Below are 14,384 nucleotides of genomic sequence, written 5' to 3' on the forward strand. Positions count from 1 at the left end.
CAAATTACTCCGCCGCAGGTGCCGGCACCTTGGCGCCCTGACCGTAGCGCTGGTCGATATAGTCGATCACCAGCGCCTTGAAGTCGGCGGAGATGGTCGGGCCGCGCAGCGTGCGGAACTTCTTGCCGTCGACGAAGACGGGCGCGGCCGGCGCTTCGCCGGTGCCCGGCAGCGAGATGCCGATATTGGCGTGCTTGGATTCGCCGGGGCCGTTGACGATACAGCCCATCACCGCGACGCTGAGCTCTTCAACGCCGGGATATTTCGTCTTCCAGGTCGGCATCTCGTCGCGGATGAAATCCTGGATCGAGCTTGCCAGCTCTTGGAACGTGGTCGAGGTGGTGCGGCCGCAGCCGGGGCAGGCCGCAACCAGCGGCACGAAGGTGCGGAAGCCCATGGTCTGCAGCAGTTCCTGGCCGACCTGCACCTCGCGGGTGCGGTCGCCGCCGGGCTCCGGCGTCAGCGAGATGCGGATGGTGTCGCCGATACCCTGCTGCAGCAGGATGCCGAGCGCGGCCGAGGACGCCACGATGCCCTTCGAGCCCATGCCGGCCTCGGTGAGGCCGAGATGGATGGCGTAGTCGGAACGAGCCGCGAGATCCTGATAGACCGCGATGAGATCCTGCACCGCCGAGACCTTGGCGGAGAGGATGATGCGGTCCTTGGGCATGCCAAGCTCTTCGGCGCGCGCGGCCGAGAGCAGCGCGGACTGCACCATGGCCTCGCGCGTCACCGCGCGGACGTCGCGCGGATTCGGCGAGGCGGCGTTCTCGTCCATCAGCCTGGTCAGCAATTCCTGGTCGAGCGAGCCCCAATTGGCGCCGATGCGGACCGGCTTATTGTTCTTGTTCGCGATCTCGATGATGTCGGCGAACTGGGTGTCGCGCTTGTCCTTGAAGCCGACATTGCCGGGATTGATGCGGTACTTGGCGAGCGCCTCGGCGCAGGCCGGATAGGCCGCGAGCAGCTTGTGGCCGATATAGTGGAAGTCGCCGATCAGCGGCGTGGTGATGCCGCGCTTGGCGAGGCCGTCGCGGATGTGCGGAACGGCGGCCGCGGCCTCCTCGCGGTCCACGGTGATGCGCACCATTTCGGAACCGGCGCGCGCAAGCGCTGCGACCTGGGCGATGGTGCCGTCGATATCGGCGGTGTCGGTGTTGGTCATCGACTGCACGACGATCGGCGCACCGCCGCCGACGGCGACATTGCCGACCTTGACCTGGATGGTCCGATGCCGGGGCGCGGGGCCTGCGATGTCTGAATCGAGAGGGTTTTCGAGCTTGTTCATGGCGTCCAGATATCAGGTTTTGGTGACGTTCAGCAATGCATCGCGCGGCGCCGCAGCCGTCGGGCTCGGACGGTTAACCAGAAAAAGCCCAGCAATTACAAGGACCGCGGCGGCGCCGAATGTCAGGCTCAGGGTATCGTGCATGATGAAATAGCTACCCACCACGCCAAACAAAGGGGTGATGAAGGTAAAAGCCGACAATTTGCTGGCCGAATAGGCCTTCACCAGCGCGAACCAAAGCGTGAACGTCGTTCCCACCACCCAGATCGCCTGGAAGGCCATCAGGCCGAGGGACAGCGGCGCCGGCGTGTGGGTTATGGACTCGCCAAACAGCCAGGCCGCCAGTCCCAGGATCGGGATCGAGGTCGCGACCTGGTAGCCCAGCGCTTTCTCGGGCGCGGCGAAGCGCAGCCGCGTGCCCTTGGCGACCAGCGTGGTGGCCGCCCACAGCCCGGCGCCGCCGACGATCAGGAGATCGCCGAGCAGGACGTGCGAATCGACGTTGGGCTGCGGCACGCCGATCGCGAGCGCGACGCCGGCAAAGCTGACGGCAAGACCCAGCCATTGCGAGGCGCCAAGCCGCTCGCCGAGAACCTGGTAGGAGCCGAGCGCGACGAAGAACGGGGCGGTGTAGAGGAACACCACCGCGCGAGAGGCGGAGGTGAGGCGCAGGCCCTGGAAAATCAGCACGAACTCGACGCCGAACATCAGCCCTGCGATCAGACCGGCCTTCCACGTGCCGTCACGCTCGAAGAATTTCACGCCGCGCAGGGCGCCGATGATGAACAGCACCGGCAGCGCGCCCATCGAGCGGATCATCGCCTGCAGCATCGGCGGGATGTCCGGCAGCACCAGCTTCACCGCGATCTGGTTGAATCCCCAGGTCAGGCACAGCATGAGCATCAGGGCGATGGCGCCGGCGCTGAGCGGACGGCCGGCGGACGGGTTGGCTTGAGGTGCGGACATTTCTTCCCAAAAATCCGGCTTTGCGCCGTTGTTGCTTCAAGACATTTTCTGACAATGGGCGCAGACGCCGGTGATCTCCACCACAGACAGCTTTGGCGCAAAGCCCGAGCTGCGCGCCGCGGCATTGAGATCCCCGGCGAAGGACCCCGACGGGATCTCTCCAACCAGACCACAGCGCTCGCAGATCAGGAACGCCACCGCCGAGGTCGAATCGTGATCATGGGCGGCACAGGCGAGATAGGCATTGCGGCTCTCGATGCGGTGCACGAGACCGTTGGCCATCAAGAAATCGAGAGCACGATAGACCGTGATCGGCGCCGGCCGCGCCATCGATTTTGCCAGCTCATCGATCACCTCGTAGGCGCCGAGCGGTCGATGGCTGGCAAGCAAGGCGCCCAGCACCTGGCGGCGAATCGGCGTGAATTTCTGCGCGCGCTGCTCGCAAACCTCCTCGGCATGCGCCAGCGCGTCCGCGGTGCAGCGGCCGTGATCATGGTCAGGCGCGGGAAAGGCCGGTTTTGCGAGGGTCATGCGGCCTGCGTTCTAGCATTTCCGGCGGTGGAACCCAAAGCATCACCGGCGGCGGGTTGCCAGCCATGCTCAGCCCGCGGGACTGCGTCCCGATAATCTGCCACTAAAAAATCATAAGCTTGCTTATATTATCCTAAGCTCATTGGAGACAAAGCTCATGACCCGCGGGTCCGTGGACCAGAACTTCCTGTTTACGCTCGCCGAGCTTTACCGCCTGCTCCGCGTTTATGCCGACAAGGAGGCCTCGCGCTTCGGCATCACCCGCGCGCAATGGGCGGTGCTGGCCAAGGTGGAGCGCAGCGAGGGCATGAAGCAGTCCGAACTCGCCGAGTTGCTCGAGGTGCAGCCGATTACGCTGACGCGCCTGATCGACAAGCTCTGCGACAGCGACTGGATCGAGCGCCGCAGCGACGCCTCGGACCGCCGCGTCAAGCGCCTCTATCTCAAGAAGGCCGGGCGGCAGCTGCTCGGCCGGATGAGCGGCCTGAAGTCGGAGCTCACGGCCAACGCGCTCGACGGCATCAGCCCGGCGGACGCCCACCGTCTCCTCACCCAGCTCGAAACAATCAAGGAAAACGTGCGCAACGCGATCCAGACATCAGGCGCGGAGCAAGCACGCAAGGAGCAGCGCTATGGCTGATCAGGTTCTCAAGTTCCAGCCCGAGCAGAGGTCGGACAGCGGCAAACCCACCGAGAAGGCCGGCGCCGATCCGCGCCGCCGCCTGCTCGCCGGCCTGCGCCGCTATCGCCGCTTCCTGCTGATGGTCGTGCTGCCCGTGATTGCCGCCATCGGCGGCGTCACCTTCTATCTCAACGGCGGACGCTATGTCGGCACCGACGATGCCTATGTCGGCGCGCAGAAGGTGCTGGTGACGCCCGACATCTCCGGCAAGATCCAGAAGGTCCTCGTGAAAGAAGGGCAGTCCGTCAAGCAAGGCGACGAGCTGTTCGAGATCGACCCCGTACCGTTCCGCCATGCGGTGGACGAGGCCAAGGCACAGCTCGCCCAGGCGCGCACGACCTACGACAATCTCATCGCCAACATCAAGATCTACGGCGACATGCTCAACCTCGCCCAGCAGGGCGTCGACCTGAAGCAGCGCGACGTCGAGCGCAAGCAGGCGCTGGTGAAGAACAATTACGGCTCCCAGCTCGATCTCGACAACGCCGCGAACGCGCTGGTAACGGCAGGCGCACAGACGCAGTTCGTCAAGCAGCAGCTGTCCAACGCAAAGACGCAATTGCTCGGCGATCCCAACCTGCCGCTCGAGCAGTTCCCTCCCTATGCGCAGGCCAAGGCAAAGCTCGACGACGCCCAGCGCAATCTCGATCACACCGTGCTGCGCGCGCCGATGGACGGCGTCGCGACGCAGGTCGAGCAGATCCAGCTCGGGCGCTTCGTTGCCGCCGGCACAGCGGTGTTCTCCATCGTCGATATCGCCCGTCCCTGGGTCGACGCCAATCCGAAAGAGAGCGACCTCACCTATGTCACCGAAGGCCAGCCGGTCACGCTCGAGGTCGACGCCTTCCCCAACCACGTCTTCAAGGGCAAGATCGGCTCGCTCTCGCCCGGCACCGGCGCGCAGTTCGCGATCCTGCCGCCGCAGAACGCCACCGGCAATTTCGTCAAGGTGGTGCAGCGCGTGCCGATCCGAATCTATTTCGACGAGACCGACAAATACGTGAAGAAGCTGAAGGCAGGCATGAGCGTCTATGCCACCATCGACACCGGCCACAAGCGTTCGCTCGCCGGCCTGCTCGGCCTGTCGGCGACCGCGAGCCAGGATAAAGAGTAAGGACTGACTCCATGTCCGGCCCCAATGCCAGCCTGATGGTCCCCGGCCTGCGCCGGAACATGGTGACGATCTGCGCCATGACCGCGACCATCATGCAGGCGCTGGACACCACCATCGCCAACGTCGCCCTGCCCTACATGCAGGGCACGCTGTCGGCCTCGCAGGACCAGATCAACTGGGTGCTGACCTCCTACATCGTCGCCGCGGCGATCATGACCGCGCCGGTGGGCTGGATCGCCAACCGCTTCGGCCGCAAGCGCATCTTCATCATCTGCTCGGCCGGCTTCACCCTGGCGTCGGTGCTGTGCGGCCTCGCGCAGGACATCAACCAGATGGTGCTGTTCCGCCTGCTGCAAGGCGTATTCGGCGCAGCGCTGGTGCCGCTGTCGCAGTCGGTCATGCTCGATTATTACACGCTCCAGGAGCGCGCCAAGGCGATGTCGATCTGGGGCATGGGCGTGATGATGGGCCCGATCATGGGCCCCTCCCTCGGCGCCTGGCTGACCGAGACCTATTCCTGGCACTGGGTGTTCTTCGTCAATTTGCCGTTCGGCGCCATCACCGTGCTCGGACTGATCGTCTTCATGGACGAGACGGAGAAGAACCTCAGCCTCAAATTCGACTGGCTTGGTTTCGCTGCCCTGGCGATCGCGATCGGATCGCTCCAGCTCGCGCTCGACCGCGGCGAACAGCTCGGCTGGCTGGAATCCAACGAGATCATCGCGGAATTCATCGTCTCGGCCGTCGCCTTCTACTTCTTCCTCGCGCACTCCTTAACAACGTCGACGCCGTTCATCCGCTTCGCGCTGTTCCGGGACCGCAACTTCGTCACCGGCTGCGTGTTCATGATCGTGATGGGCCTCGTGCTGTTCTCGACCATGGCGCTGGCCTCGCCCTACATGCAGAATGTGATCGGCTATCCCATCATCACCGCCGGCCTGCTGCTGGCGAGCCGCGGTTTCGGCACCTTCTTCGCCATGATGCTGGTCGGCCGCATGATGCGCTATTTCGAGGCCCGTACGCTGATCATCACCGGCCTGTCGCTGACCGCGGGCTCGCTATTCCAGATGACCGGCTGGACCGACCTGACCCAGGTGCCCGAGATCGTCACCGTCAGCGTCATCCAGGGCTTTGGCTTCGGTCTCGTCTTCGTGCCGCTCTCGACGGTCTCGTTCCTGACCCTGCCGAACCATCTGCGCACCGACGGCACCGCCATGCTGACCCTGATGCGCAATGTTGCGAGCTCGGTCGGCATTTCGGTCGTCATCGCCGAGCTGACGCAGGGTACGCGACGGACCTATGCGATCCTGTCCGAGCACATCAACCCGTTCAACCACGCCCTGCAGATGCCGGACGTGCGCGGCATCATCAACCTCTCCACCGACGCCGGCCGCGCCATGGCCGACCGGATGGTCGGCGTGCAGGCGCAGATCATCGCCTTCGCGCACGACTACATGCTGGTGATGATCTTCATCCTCTGCACCATCCCGCTGGCGCTGATGATCGGCTCGACCAAGGCCACGCTGCGCAAGCAGGCCGCGGGGCCGGAACATGCGGTGATGGAGTAGCAAGGTCCCGCCGTGGTCCCGGCGAAGGCCGGGCGTAGGCCGGGACGACACGGAGAAGTGGGGGCGCCGCCGCACCTCATTCGCTCCGCTACCCCAACAACTCCTCACACCCCAAATCCTCGACCGCGATCATCACGCGCTCCAGATTGTTCCACCAGATCGGCGGCGGGATGTTGATGCTCCACTGCCAGACGGGCCGCGTGATCTGCCAGAGCACCGCCCAGCGGTAGTCGCGATCGAGCGCGCCGCGCGTGTAGCCGGTGATGCCGCTTTCGATCAGCGTGTCGTGGTAGAGATTGAGCAGCGGGCGTTCGAGCGCCTGGCGGCGTTCCGGATACCAATGCATCGCCATCATATAGGCGAGGTCGTGGGTCGGGACGTCGATGCTCCAGAGATCGAAATCGAAGATGCGCACGGTGTCGGCGACGCCCGCGCGCGGCAGCAGGAAATTCCAGGTGTTGGCGTCGCCATGCGTGATGCTGAGATGACGACGCGAATGGTAACGCTCGGACAGCCGCTCCGATTGATCGATGAGCCGGCGGTACAGAATCCGCCGCTCCTCGCTGAGGCGATTGCCGAGAAGGTCGGCGAAGCGGTCATAATGGCCCGCAAACGTCTCCATGCGTTGCGCGCTTTCCTCGGTGCTCGCCCAGGTCCCGACGGTGTCGCCGAGGCTCGGATGGTCCCACCAGGCCGCATGCCAGCGTGCCAGCGTGGTGACGATGGCGAACGTCTGCTCGCGCGACGGCGGCACCGGCCAGGCCATCCCGATTTCGTGGCTGTCGGTGAGGTCCTCGAGCAGCAGATGCCAGATGGGGCCGCCCTCGTCGAAATGCCCGTCAAAGCAACGCGGAACGAGTCCCGGCGGCATCTTCGGCGCGAGCTGCGTGTAGTAGTCCACCTCGCGCCGGCCGCCATTGGCGAGGCTCTCGGCGAAAGCGGAATTGGGAGTCTTGAGGATCAGCGACTGCGGAGCGCCCGCGGATTCGCCGACATAACGCAGGCCGAGCCTGACGATATGTGACACGACGGTGTCACGCTGGTGCAGCACCTTCACCTCGCGCACCGCGCCAGCGTCCAGCACGCCGCCCCGGCGCAGCGCAGCCGTCAGTCGGGCGGGCTCAACGACCGCCGGCAATTGTGGAGGTGTCATGACCACGATGCCCCTGTCCCGCGCCATACTGCACGATCACGATCCCGGGCACCAGCGGGCCGATCTTGGCCGAGACGTCCTTTGCGGCGGAGGCAGATCGGAGATCGATCGCGCGATCTCCCGGGTCGCCGCGTCCTGCTCTTCCATCGCGGCGGCGACCGAGGTCGCAACGCCGTCGATCTCGACGATGTGACTTCCCATGGCCTCGGTCGCGTCCACGGCCGCCTGTGTCGAGCCTGGATCTCCGCGATGAGACGCCCGATCTCCTCGGTGGATTTGGCGATCTGGTGCGTGCGACCTGGGTCGCGTCGCGGCGACCAGGCCCCGCGGCGACGCATTGCCTCAGACGTCGAAGAACACCGTCTCGTCGTCGCCCTGCAAATGCAGGTCGAGGCGATAGACCGGCTTGCCGGCCTCGCGCACCGCGGTCAGCGTGGCGCGGCGCTCGGCGGGCACCAGCGCCAGCACCGGATCGGCGGCGTTGCCGGCCTCATCGCTGAAATAGATCCGGGTGTAGAGATGCCGCAGCATGCCACGGCCGAAGACGGCAAGCAGGATGTGCGGTGCCTGCGGCCTGCCATCGGGATCAGGCACCACGCCCGGCTTGATGGTGTCGAAGGAATAGTTGCCGTCCTCGTCGGTGCCGCAGCGGGCGAAGCCGCGGAAGCTGGCATTGGGCAGCGCGCGCTGGTCCTGCGGGTCGGCGAAGCGCCCTTGCGCATCGGCCTGCCAGATCTCCAGCAAGCAGTCAGGCACGACGACGCCGTCGCCGTCGAACACGCGGCCTTCGATGCGAACGCGATCGCCGGTGACGTCGGGCGTCAGCGTCGAATTGGTGAACGCGTCATTCCAGGCGTATTCGCCGGTCGGCGCCAGGCCGTACTTGAAGAACGGACCGACGGTCTGCGATGGGGTGATCCCGTTATCCTGCACGTTAGTGGTTCTCCATGGGCGTGGCGTTCTTGCCGCGCAGCACGATGTCAAAACGGTAGCACAGCGCCCATCCGGGCTGGGTGTTCTCGAGGTCGAACGACGAGACCATCCGCGCGCGCGCCTTCTCGTCCGGCACCGAGTTGAAGATCGGGTCGAACGGAAATAACGGGTCGGCCGGGAAGTACATCTGCGTCACCAGGCGCGTGACGAAGGAATGGCCGAACACCGAGAGATGGATGTGCGCGGGACGCCAGGCATTGTGGTGATTGCCCCAGGGATAGGCGCCGGGCTTGATGGTGACGAAGCGGTAGTAGCCGGCGGCATCGCTCACGGTGCGGCCGGCGCCGGTGAAATTCGGATCGAGCGGCGCCGGATGCTGGTCGCTGACGTGGACGTAGCGGCCGCAGGAATTGGCCTGCCAGATCTCGACCAGCGAGTTCGGTACACCGCGGCCGTCCTCGTCGCGCACATGGCCGTGCACGATGATGCGCTCGCCGATCGGCTCGCCCCTGTGTTGCGTGGTCAGATCGTTGTCGCCCGCGCGCACGGTCTCGTGGCCGTAGACCGGGCCGGTCAATTCCGACAGTGTGTGACGCATCGGGATCAAGGGCTTGTTCGGCGCCCGCTTGATCGAGCTCTTGTACTCGGGCGACAGCGGCAGCGGATGCGCCTTGTTGCTGGCGACGGGATAGATGAATGTCATTGGCGAACTCCTCCCCGGCCATTGTCGGTCCAGCCGGTCAACGCTTCCGCCATTCATTATAGGATATAACTAATTTGGGGAAGCGGGTTTAGGCCTCCTCCGCCGCCCCTATTTTATCGGCGGACGCGGCAGCACGGCCTCGCCGGGTTCGAGCCTGTAGGTGTGGTCCAGCGAGTACCAGGGCATCGACACGTCGGGCGCAGTCGGATGCGGGGTATCGTGGCGCTGGAACTTGCCGATCAACGCCTGCGTCACCCCGAATTGCACGTCGCTGTCGATATGCGGATCGGCGGGATCGTAGACCTGCGAGATCAGCGTCTTGAATCCCGGCTTGAAGATCAGGGCATGCAGATGCGCCGGGCGATAGGGATGGCGGCTCTGCGCCTCAAGCAGGCGGCCGACCACGCCATTGGTCGGAATGGGATAGCCGATCATCATCACCGAGCGGAAGGCGAAGCGTCCGTGCTGGTCGGTCGTGAACTTGCCGCGCAGGTTCATGTCGGCCTGCTCAGGATCCTGGTTCTCATAGAGGCCAACGGGAGAAGCGTGCCAGACATCGACCTCCGCGCCCGCGACAGGACGACCGTCCTTGTCGACGACGCGGCCGTTGACGAACAGCGGCGCACCCGGTGTCTCCGAGCGCACGATTGATCCGCCATTCTCGACCGGCGGCGAGTTCAGCCGCCAGAACGGTCCGAGCAGCGACTGATCGGTTTCGGTATTGCCGTTGTCCCCATTATTGAGCAGGCACACCAGCGGGGACACGCCGAGCGAGCCCGCCATCAGCACGACTTCGTTGTGGGTGTCGGTGGTCAGCTGGCCGAGCTCGGCGATCACCGCGGTGGCATCGCGAAATTCCTTCTCGGTCAGGCGAACGTCGCGCACGAAGGCGTGCAGGTGCTTGACCAGGGAGATCATGATCTGGCGCAGCCGCGGATCGGATGTCCGCTCCATAACCGCCAGGGCCGCGGCCGTGACATCCTGCTCGCGCTCGATGATCATGGGCTATTTTCTCACTTTCATTCCGGGATGCGAGAGACACCGCGCGAACCCGGCTTCTTCGCCTCTCCGCTTGCCGGCAGAGGCCGGCGCGCAAGGCGCGGCGGGTAAAGGGGGCTCGCCGGGTGTCCGACTTTCACCGGCCTTGCGGAGACTCCCCCTCCCCCCTCTCCCCGCAAGCGGGGAGCAGGGGGAGAGAGAGCTCAGTTCAGCTTCTCGATCGCGACCGCGACACCCTGGCCGACGCCAACGCACATGGTGGCCAGAGCCAGCTTGCCGCCGCGCTTCTCCATGCCGTGCACGGCGGTGAGCACGAGGCGTGCGCCGCTCATGCCGAGGGGATGGCCGAGCGCGATGGCACCGCCATGCGGATTGACGAAGTCGGCATCGTCGGCAACGCCGAGCTGGCGCATGCAGGCGATGCCCTGCGAGGCGAAGGCCTCGTTGAGCTCGATCAGGTCGAAATCGCTGATCTTCTTGCCGAGACGCTCCATCAGCTTGCGGGTGGCCGGCACCGGACCGATGCCCATGATGCGGGGCGGCACGCCGGCCGAGGCGAGGCCGAGGATGCGCGCGCGGGGCGTCAGGCCGTGCTTCTTCACGGCAGCTTCGGAAGCGAGGATCATCGCGGCGGCGCCGTCATTGACGCCGGAGGCGTTGCCGGCGGTGACCGTGCCCGGATTGCGCACGATCGGCTTCAGTTTTGCCAAACCTTCCAGCGTGGTCTCAGGGCGCGGATGTTCGTCCTTGTCGACCGTGATGGGGCCAGCCTTGCCGCCGGGAATGGTGATGGGCGTGATTTCTTCCGCGAAATACCCCGCCGCGATCGCCTTGCCCGCGCGCTGCTGCGAGCGGATCGCGAAGGCATCCTGGTCGGCGCGCGAGACCTGGAATTCCTCGGCGACGTTCTCGCCGGTCTCCGGCATCGCATCGACGCCGTACTGCGCCTTGAGCAGCGGATTGATGAAGCGCCAGCCGATGGTGGTGTCGAATATCTCGGCCGAACGCGAGAACGCTTCCTGCGCCTTGCCCATCACGAAAGGTGCGCGGGTCATGGATTCGACGCCACCGGCAATCGCAAGCTCGATCTCGCCGGAGCGGATGGCGCGGCCCGCGGCGCCGACCGCATCGAGGCCGGAGGCGCAGAGCCGGTTCAGGGTCTGGCCGGGAACCGAGTCCGGAAGGCCCGCCAGCAGCAGCGCCATGCGCGCGACGTTGCGGTTGTCCTCGCCGGCCTGGTTGGCACAGCCGAAGAAGACTTCGTCCACCTGCGCCCAGTCGAGATCGGGATGCTTGGCCATCAGCGCCTTGATCGGGGCTGCGGCGAGATCGTCGGCGCGCACTTTGGCGAGCGAGCCGCCGAAACGGCCGATCGGGGTCCGCACGGCATCGCAGATAAAGACGTCACGCATCGTTGTTCTCCCTGAATGCCGCGATCCGGCCAAATTCTTCAATGTCGGCGGAGTTTTAGGAGGGCGCCCGCGGCAGGTCAATTGACGGTTTCGCGTGCGATCTGCAGGGGCCTGCGGCCCGCCACGCATGCCGCGGTGCGGACAACGTGGAAAACCCGCTCCTGCCGGCCAAACCGATAGGAGCACAGGGCGAAATTTTGTAGGTTGCGCCGCCCATGACCATGCAACAGCCGATACCCGTACCGCCGCCCGACGAAGCGCCCGCACCGCAGGCGGAAGCCGTTGCGCGCGTCACGCCGATGATGGAACAGTACCTCGAGATCAAGGCGGCGCATCAGGGCCTCTTGCTGTTCTACCGGATGGGCGATTTCTACGAGCTGTTCTTCGAGGACGCCGAGATTGCCTCGAGGACGCTCGGCATCGTGCTGACCAAGCGCGGCAAGCATCAGGGCGCCGACATCCCGATGTGCGGCGTGCCGGTCGAGCGCTCCGAGGATTATCTGCACCGCCTGATCTCGGCCGGCCACCGGGTCGCGGTCTGCGAGCAGACCGAGGATCCTGCGGCCGCGAAAGCGCGCGGCAACAAGAGCGTCGTGCGCCGCGGTGTGGTGCGGCTGGTCACGCCGGGCACGCTGACCGAGGACACGCTGCTCGATGCGCGCGCCAACAATTACCTGCTGGCGATCGCGCGGGCGCGTTCGTCCGCAGGCGGCGACCGCTTCGGGCTCGCCTGGATCGACATCTCGACGGCCGAATTCGTGGTGACCGAGGTTTCGGGCGGCGAGCTCGCCGCGACGCTGGCGCGCATCAACCCGAACGAGGCGATCGTCACCGACGCGCTCTATAACGACAGCGAGCTCGGCCAGACCCTGCGCGAGCTGCCGGCGGTGACGCCGCTGACCCGCGACGTCTTCGACGGCGCCACCGCCGAGAAGCGCCTCTGCGACTATTTTGCGGTCGCGACCATGGATGGGCTGGCGCAGCTCACACGTCTGGAAGCCACGGCGGCGGCTGCGGCCGTCACCTATGTCGACCGCACCCAGGTCGGCAAGCATCCGCCGCTGTCGCCGCCCGCGCGCGAGGCCTCGGGCGCGACCATGGCGATCGATCCGGCCACCCGCGCCAATCTCGAGCTGACGCGGACGCTCGCGGGCGAGCGCCGCGGCTCGCTGCTCGACGCCATCGACTGCACCGTGACCTCGGCCGGCTCGCGTCTGCTCGCGCAGCGGCTGGCGGCACCACTGACCGATGCGTCGGCCATCGCGCGTCGCCTCGATGCGGTCGGCACCTTCGTAACGGACTCCGCCACACGGGAAGACATTCGCAGCATTTTGCGCGGCGCGCCGGACATGTCTCGCGCGCTGGCCCGTCTCTCGGTCGGCCGCGGCGGCCCGCGCGATCTCGCCGGCCTCCGCGACGGCATCCTGGCCGCCGACCAGGTGCTGGCGCGGCTCGGCGAGCTCGACCAGCCGCCGCAGGAGATCGCAGCGGTGATGGCGGCGCTGAAGCGGCCGTCGCGCGAGCTTGCCGCTGAATTCGCCCGCGCGCTCGACGAGCAGCTGCCGCTGATCAAGCGCGATGGCGGCTTCGTTCGCCAGGGCTATGAGCCCGCGCTCGACGAAGCCCGGAACCTGCGCGACGCCTCGCGCCTCGTGGTCGCCTCGATGCAGGCCCGCTACGCCGACGACACCGGCGTGAAGGGCCTCAAGATCCGACACAACAACGTGCTCGGCTATTTCGTCGAGGTCACCGCACAGCACGGCGACAAGCTGATGTCGGCGCCGCTGAACGCGACCTTCATCCACCGTCAGACGCTGGCGGGCCAGGTGCGCTTCACGACTGCCGAGCTCGGCGAGATCGAAGCCAAGATCGCCAATGCGGGTGATCGCGCGCTGGGGCTCGAGCTCGAGATCTTCGAGAAGCTCTGCGCCAAGGCGCTCGAGATCAGCGACGATCTGCGCGCGGCAGCGCAAGGATTTGCGCTGCTCGACGTTGCGACGTCGCTGGCCAAGCTCGCCGTCGACGAGAACTACGTGCGGCCTGAGGTCGACGGCTCGCTCGCTTTCGCGATCGAAGCCGGCCGCCATCCCGTGGTCGAACAGGCGCTCAAGCGCAACGGCGAGCCGTTCATCGCCAATGCCTGCGATCTCTCGCCTGGCCCCGCGCAGAAATCCGGCCAGCTCTGGCTGCTGACCGGCCCCAACATGGCCGGTAAATCGACCTTCCTGCGCCAGAACGCGTTGATTGCGCTGCTCGCCCAGATCGGCAGCTTCGTGCCGGCGACGCGCGCACGAATCGGCATCATCGACCGCCTGTTCTCGCGCGTCGGCGCCGCCGATGATCTCGCCCGCGGCCGCTCCACCTTCATGGTGGAGATGGTCGAGACCGCGGCGATCCTGAACCAGGCCGGCGAGCGCTCGCTCGTGATCCTGGATGAGATCGGCCGCGGCACCGCGACCTTCGACGGCCTCTCGATCGCCTGGGCCGCGATCGAGCATCTGCACGAGAGCAACCGCTGCCGCACGCTGTTCGCGACGCATTATCACGAGCTGACCGCGCTCTCGGCCAAGCTGCCGCGCATGTTCAATGCGACGGTGCGGGTGAAGGAATGGCAGGGCAATGTCGTGTTCCTGCACGAGGTGCTGCCGGGCTCGGCCGACCGCTCCTACGGCATTCAGGTGGCCAAGCTCGCCGGCCTGCCAGCCGCGGTGATCACGCGCGCCAAATCCGTGCTTTCCAAGCTGGAGGCGCAGGACCGCGGCCAGACCGCGCGTGCGCTGGTGGACGATCTGCCGCTGTTCGCGGTCCCCTCCCGCGCCGCCGCCGAAGCCGCGCCGCCGAGCGGGGCCGAGCTGTTGATGGAAGCCGTGAAGGCGCTGCACCCTGACGAGATGTCTCCGCGCGAGGCGCTCGATGCGCTGTATGCATTGAAGGCCAGGCTGCCGAAGCAGTGAAGGTGTAAGCCACCCCTTCTGTCTCCTGGGAAATGAAAGAGGTGGTTACGCCGGCGGACTGCGCTTCGCGCAGCCGCTTGC

12 protein-coding genes and 1 pseudogene are annotated in these 14,384 nt (G+C 66.0%); 4 read left to right on the top strand and 9 right to left on the bottom strand.

Translation table 11 applies throughout. The features are described from left to right. Positions 1 to 4: 4 nt before the first annotated feature. The 3 genes from ispG to ACRQ5Q_RS40365 are packed head-to-tail and all read right to left on the bottom strand — an operon-like array spanning position 5 to position 2,785. Positions 5 to 1,288 carry a flavodoxin-dependent (E)-4-hydroxy-3-methylbut-2-enyl-diphosphate synthase gene (gene ispG / locus ACRQ5Q_RS40355; RefSeq protein ID WP_439395348.1) on the bottom strand — a complete coding sequence of 428 codons (1,284 nt, stop codon included), beginning with the start codon at positions 1,286 to 1,288 and terminating at the stop codon, positions 5 to 7. A gap of 12 nt (positions 1,289 to 1,300) precedes the next feature. Next, entirely contained in the window at positions 1,301 to 2,254 is a 954-nt protein-coding gene (locus ACRQ5Q_RS40360) for a DMT family transporter (protein WP_439395350.1), read from the bottom strand. A 36-nt stretch (positions 2,255 to 2,290) separates the two neighbouring features. Continuing rightward, positions 2,291 to 2,785: a Fur family transcriptional regulator gene (locus ACRQ5Q_RS40365; protein WP_439371950.1), complete on the bottom strand. Its 495-nt coding sequence runs from the start codon at positions 2,783 to 2,785 to the stop codon at positions 2,291 to 2,293. A 157-nt stretch (positions 2,786 to 2,942) separates the two neighbouring features. On the opposite strand from ACRQ5Q_RS40365, the gene ACRQ5Q_RS40370 reads away from it, so the two are divergent. Genes ACRQ5Q_RS40370 through ACRQ5Q_RS40380 form a run of 3 tightly spaced genes read left to right on the top strand, consistent with a single transcriptional unit; the run spans position 2,943 to position 6,149 of the window. Beyond that, on the top strand, positions 2,943 to 3,425 hold the full coding sequence (locus tag ACRQ5Q_RS40370) for a MarR family winged helix-turn-helix transcriptional regulator (protein WP_211403568.1): 483 nt from the start codon (positions 2,943 to 2,945) through the stop codon (positions 3,423 to 3,425). Further along, positions 3,418 to 4,581: an HlyD family secretion protein gene (locus ACRQ5Q_RS40375; protein WP_439395352.1), complete on the top strand. Its 1,164-nt coding sequence runs from the start codon at positions 3,418 to 3,420 to the stop codon at positions 4,579 to 4,581. The genes ACRQ5Q_RS40370 and ACRQ5Q_RS40375 overlap by 8 nt, the downstream gene beginning before the upstream one ends. 11 nt (positions 4,582 to 4,592) lie before the next feature. Further along, the gene (locus ACRQ5Q_RS40380) at positions 4,593 to 6,149 is read left to right on the top strand and encodes an MDR family MFS transporter (protein WP_439395354.1); all 1,557 of its coding nucleotides are present in this window, start codon (positions 4,593 to 4,595) and stop codon (positions 6,147 to 6,149) included. A gap of 88 nt (positions 6,150 to 6,237) precedes the next feature. On the opposite strand, the gene ACRQ5Q_RS40385 is transcribed toward ACRQ5Q_RS40380, so the two are convergent. From ACRQ5Q_RS40385 to pcaF, 6 genes and pseudogenes are all read right to left on the bottom strand, one after another. Continuing rightward, positions 6,238 to 7,329 carry a phosphotransferase gene (locus tag ACRQ5Q_RS40385; RefSeq protein WP_439395355.1) on the bottom strand — a complete coding sequence of 364 codons (1,092 nt, stop codon included), beginning with the start codon at positions 7,327 to 7,329 and terminating at the stop codon, positions 6,238 to 6,240. 31 nt (positions 7,330 to 7,360) lie between these two features. Beyond that, positions 7,361 to 7,589 (bottom strand): annotated as a pseudogene (locus tag ACRQ5Q_RS40390) (methyl-accepting chemotaxis protein); the annotation flags it as partial. A gap of 55 nt (positions 7,590 to 7,644) precedes the next feature. After that, entirely contained in the window at positions 7,645 to 8,235 is a 591-nt protein-coding gene (gene pcaG / locus ACRQ5Q_RS40395; RefSeq protein WP_439395357.1) for a protocatechuate 3,4-dioxygenase subunit alpha, read from the bottom strand. Between the two features lies 1 nt (position 8,236). Beyond that, positions 8,237 to 8,938 carry a protocatechuate 3,4-dioxygenase subunit beta gene (gene pcaH, locus ACRQ5Q_RS40400; protein ID WP_439395359.1) on the bottom strand — a complete coding sequence of 234 codons (702 nt, stop codon included), beginning with the start codon at positions 8,936 to 8,938 and terminating at the stop codon, positions 8,237 to 8,239. A gap of 108 nt (positions 8,939 to 9,046) precedes the next feature. Further along, positions 9,047 to 9,940: a dioxygenase gene (locus ACRQ5Q_RS40405; protein WP_439395361.1), complete on the bottom strand. Its 894-nt coding sequence runs from the start codon at positions 9,938 to 9,940 to the stop codon at positions 9,047 to 9,049. Positions 9,941 to 10,140: 200 nt separating this feature from the next. Then, complete coding sequence (gene pcaF, locus ACRQ5Q_RS40410; protein ID WP_439395363.1) at positions 10,141 to 11,349, bottom strand: 3-oxoadipyl-CoA thiolase; 1,209 nt, start codon at positions 11,347 to 11,349, stop codon at positions 10,141 to 10,143. Between the two features lie 215 nt (positions 11,350 to 11,564). On the opposite strand from pcaF, the gene mutS reads away from it, so the two are divergent. Next, positions 11,565 to 14,303 carry a DNA mismatch repair protein MutS gene (gene mutS / locus ACRQ5Q_RS40415; RefSeq protein WP_439395365.1) on the top strand — a complete coding sequence of 913 codons (2,739 nt, stop codon included), beginning with the start codon at positions 11,565 to 11,567 and terminating at the stop codon, positions 14,301 to 14,303. The last annotated feature ends 81 nt before the right edge of the window (positions 14,304 to 14,384 follow it).

Source organism: Bradyrhizobium sp. PMVTL-01 (assembly GCF_051861855.1).
GTDB lineage: Bacteria > Pseudomonadota > Alphaproteobacteria > Rhizobiales > Xanthobacteraceae > Bradyrhizobium.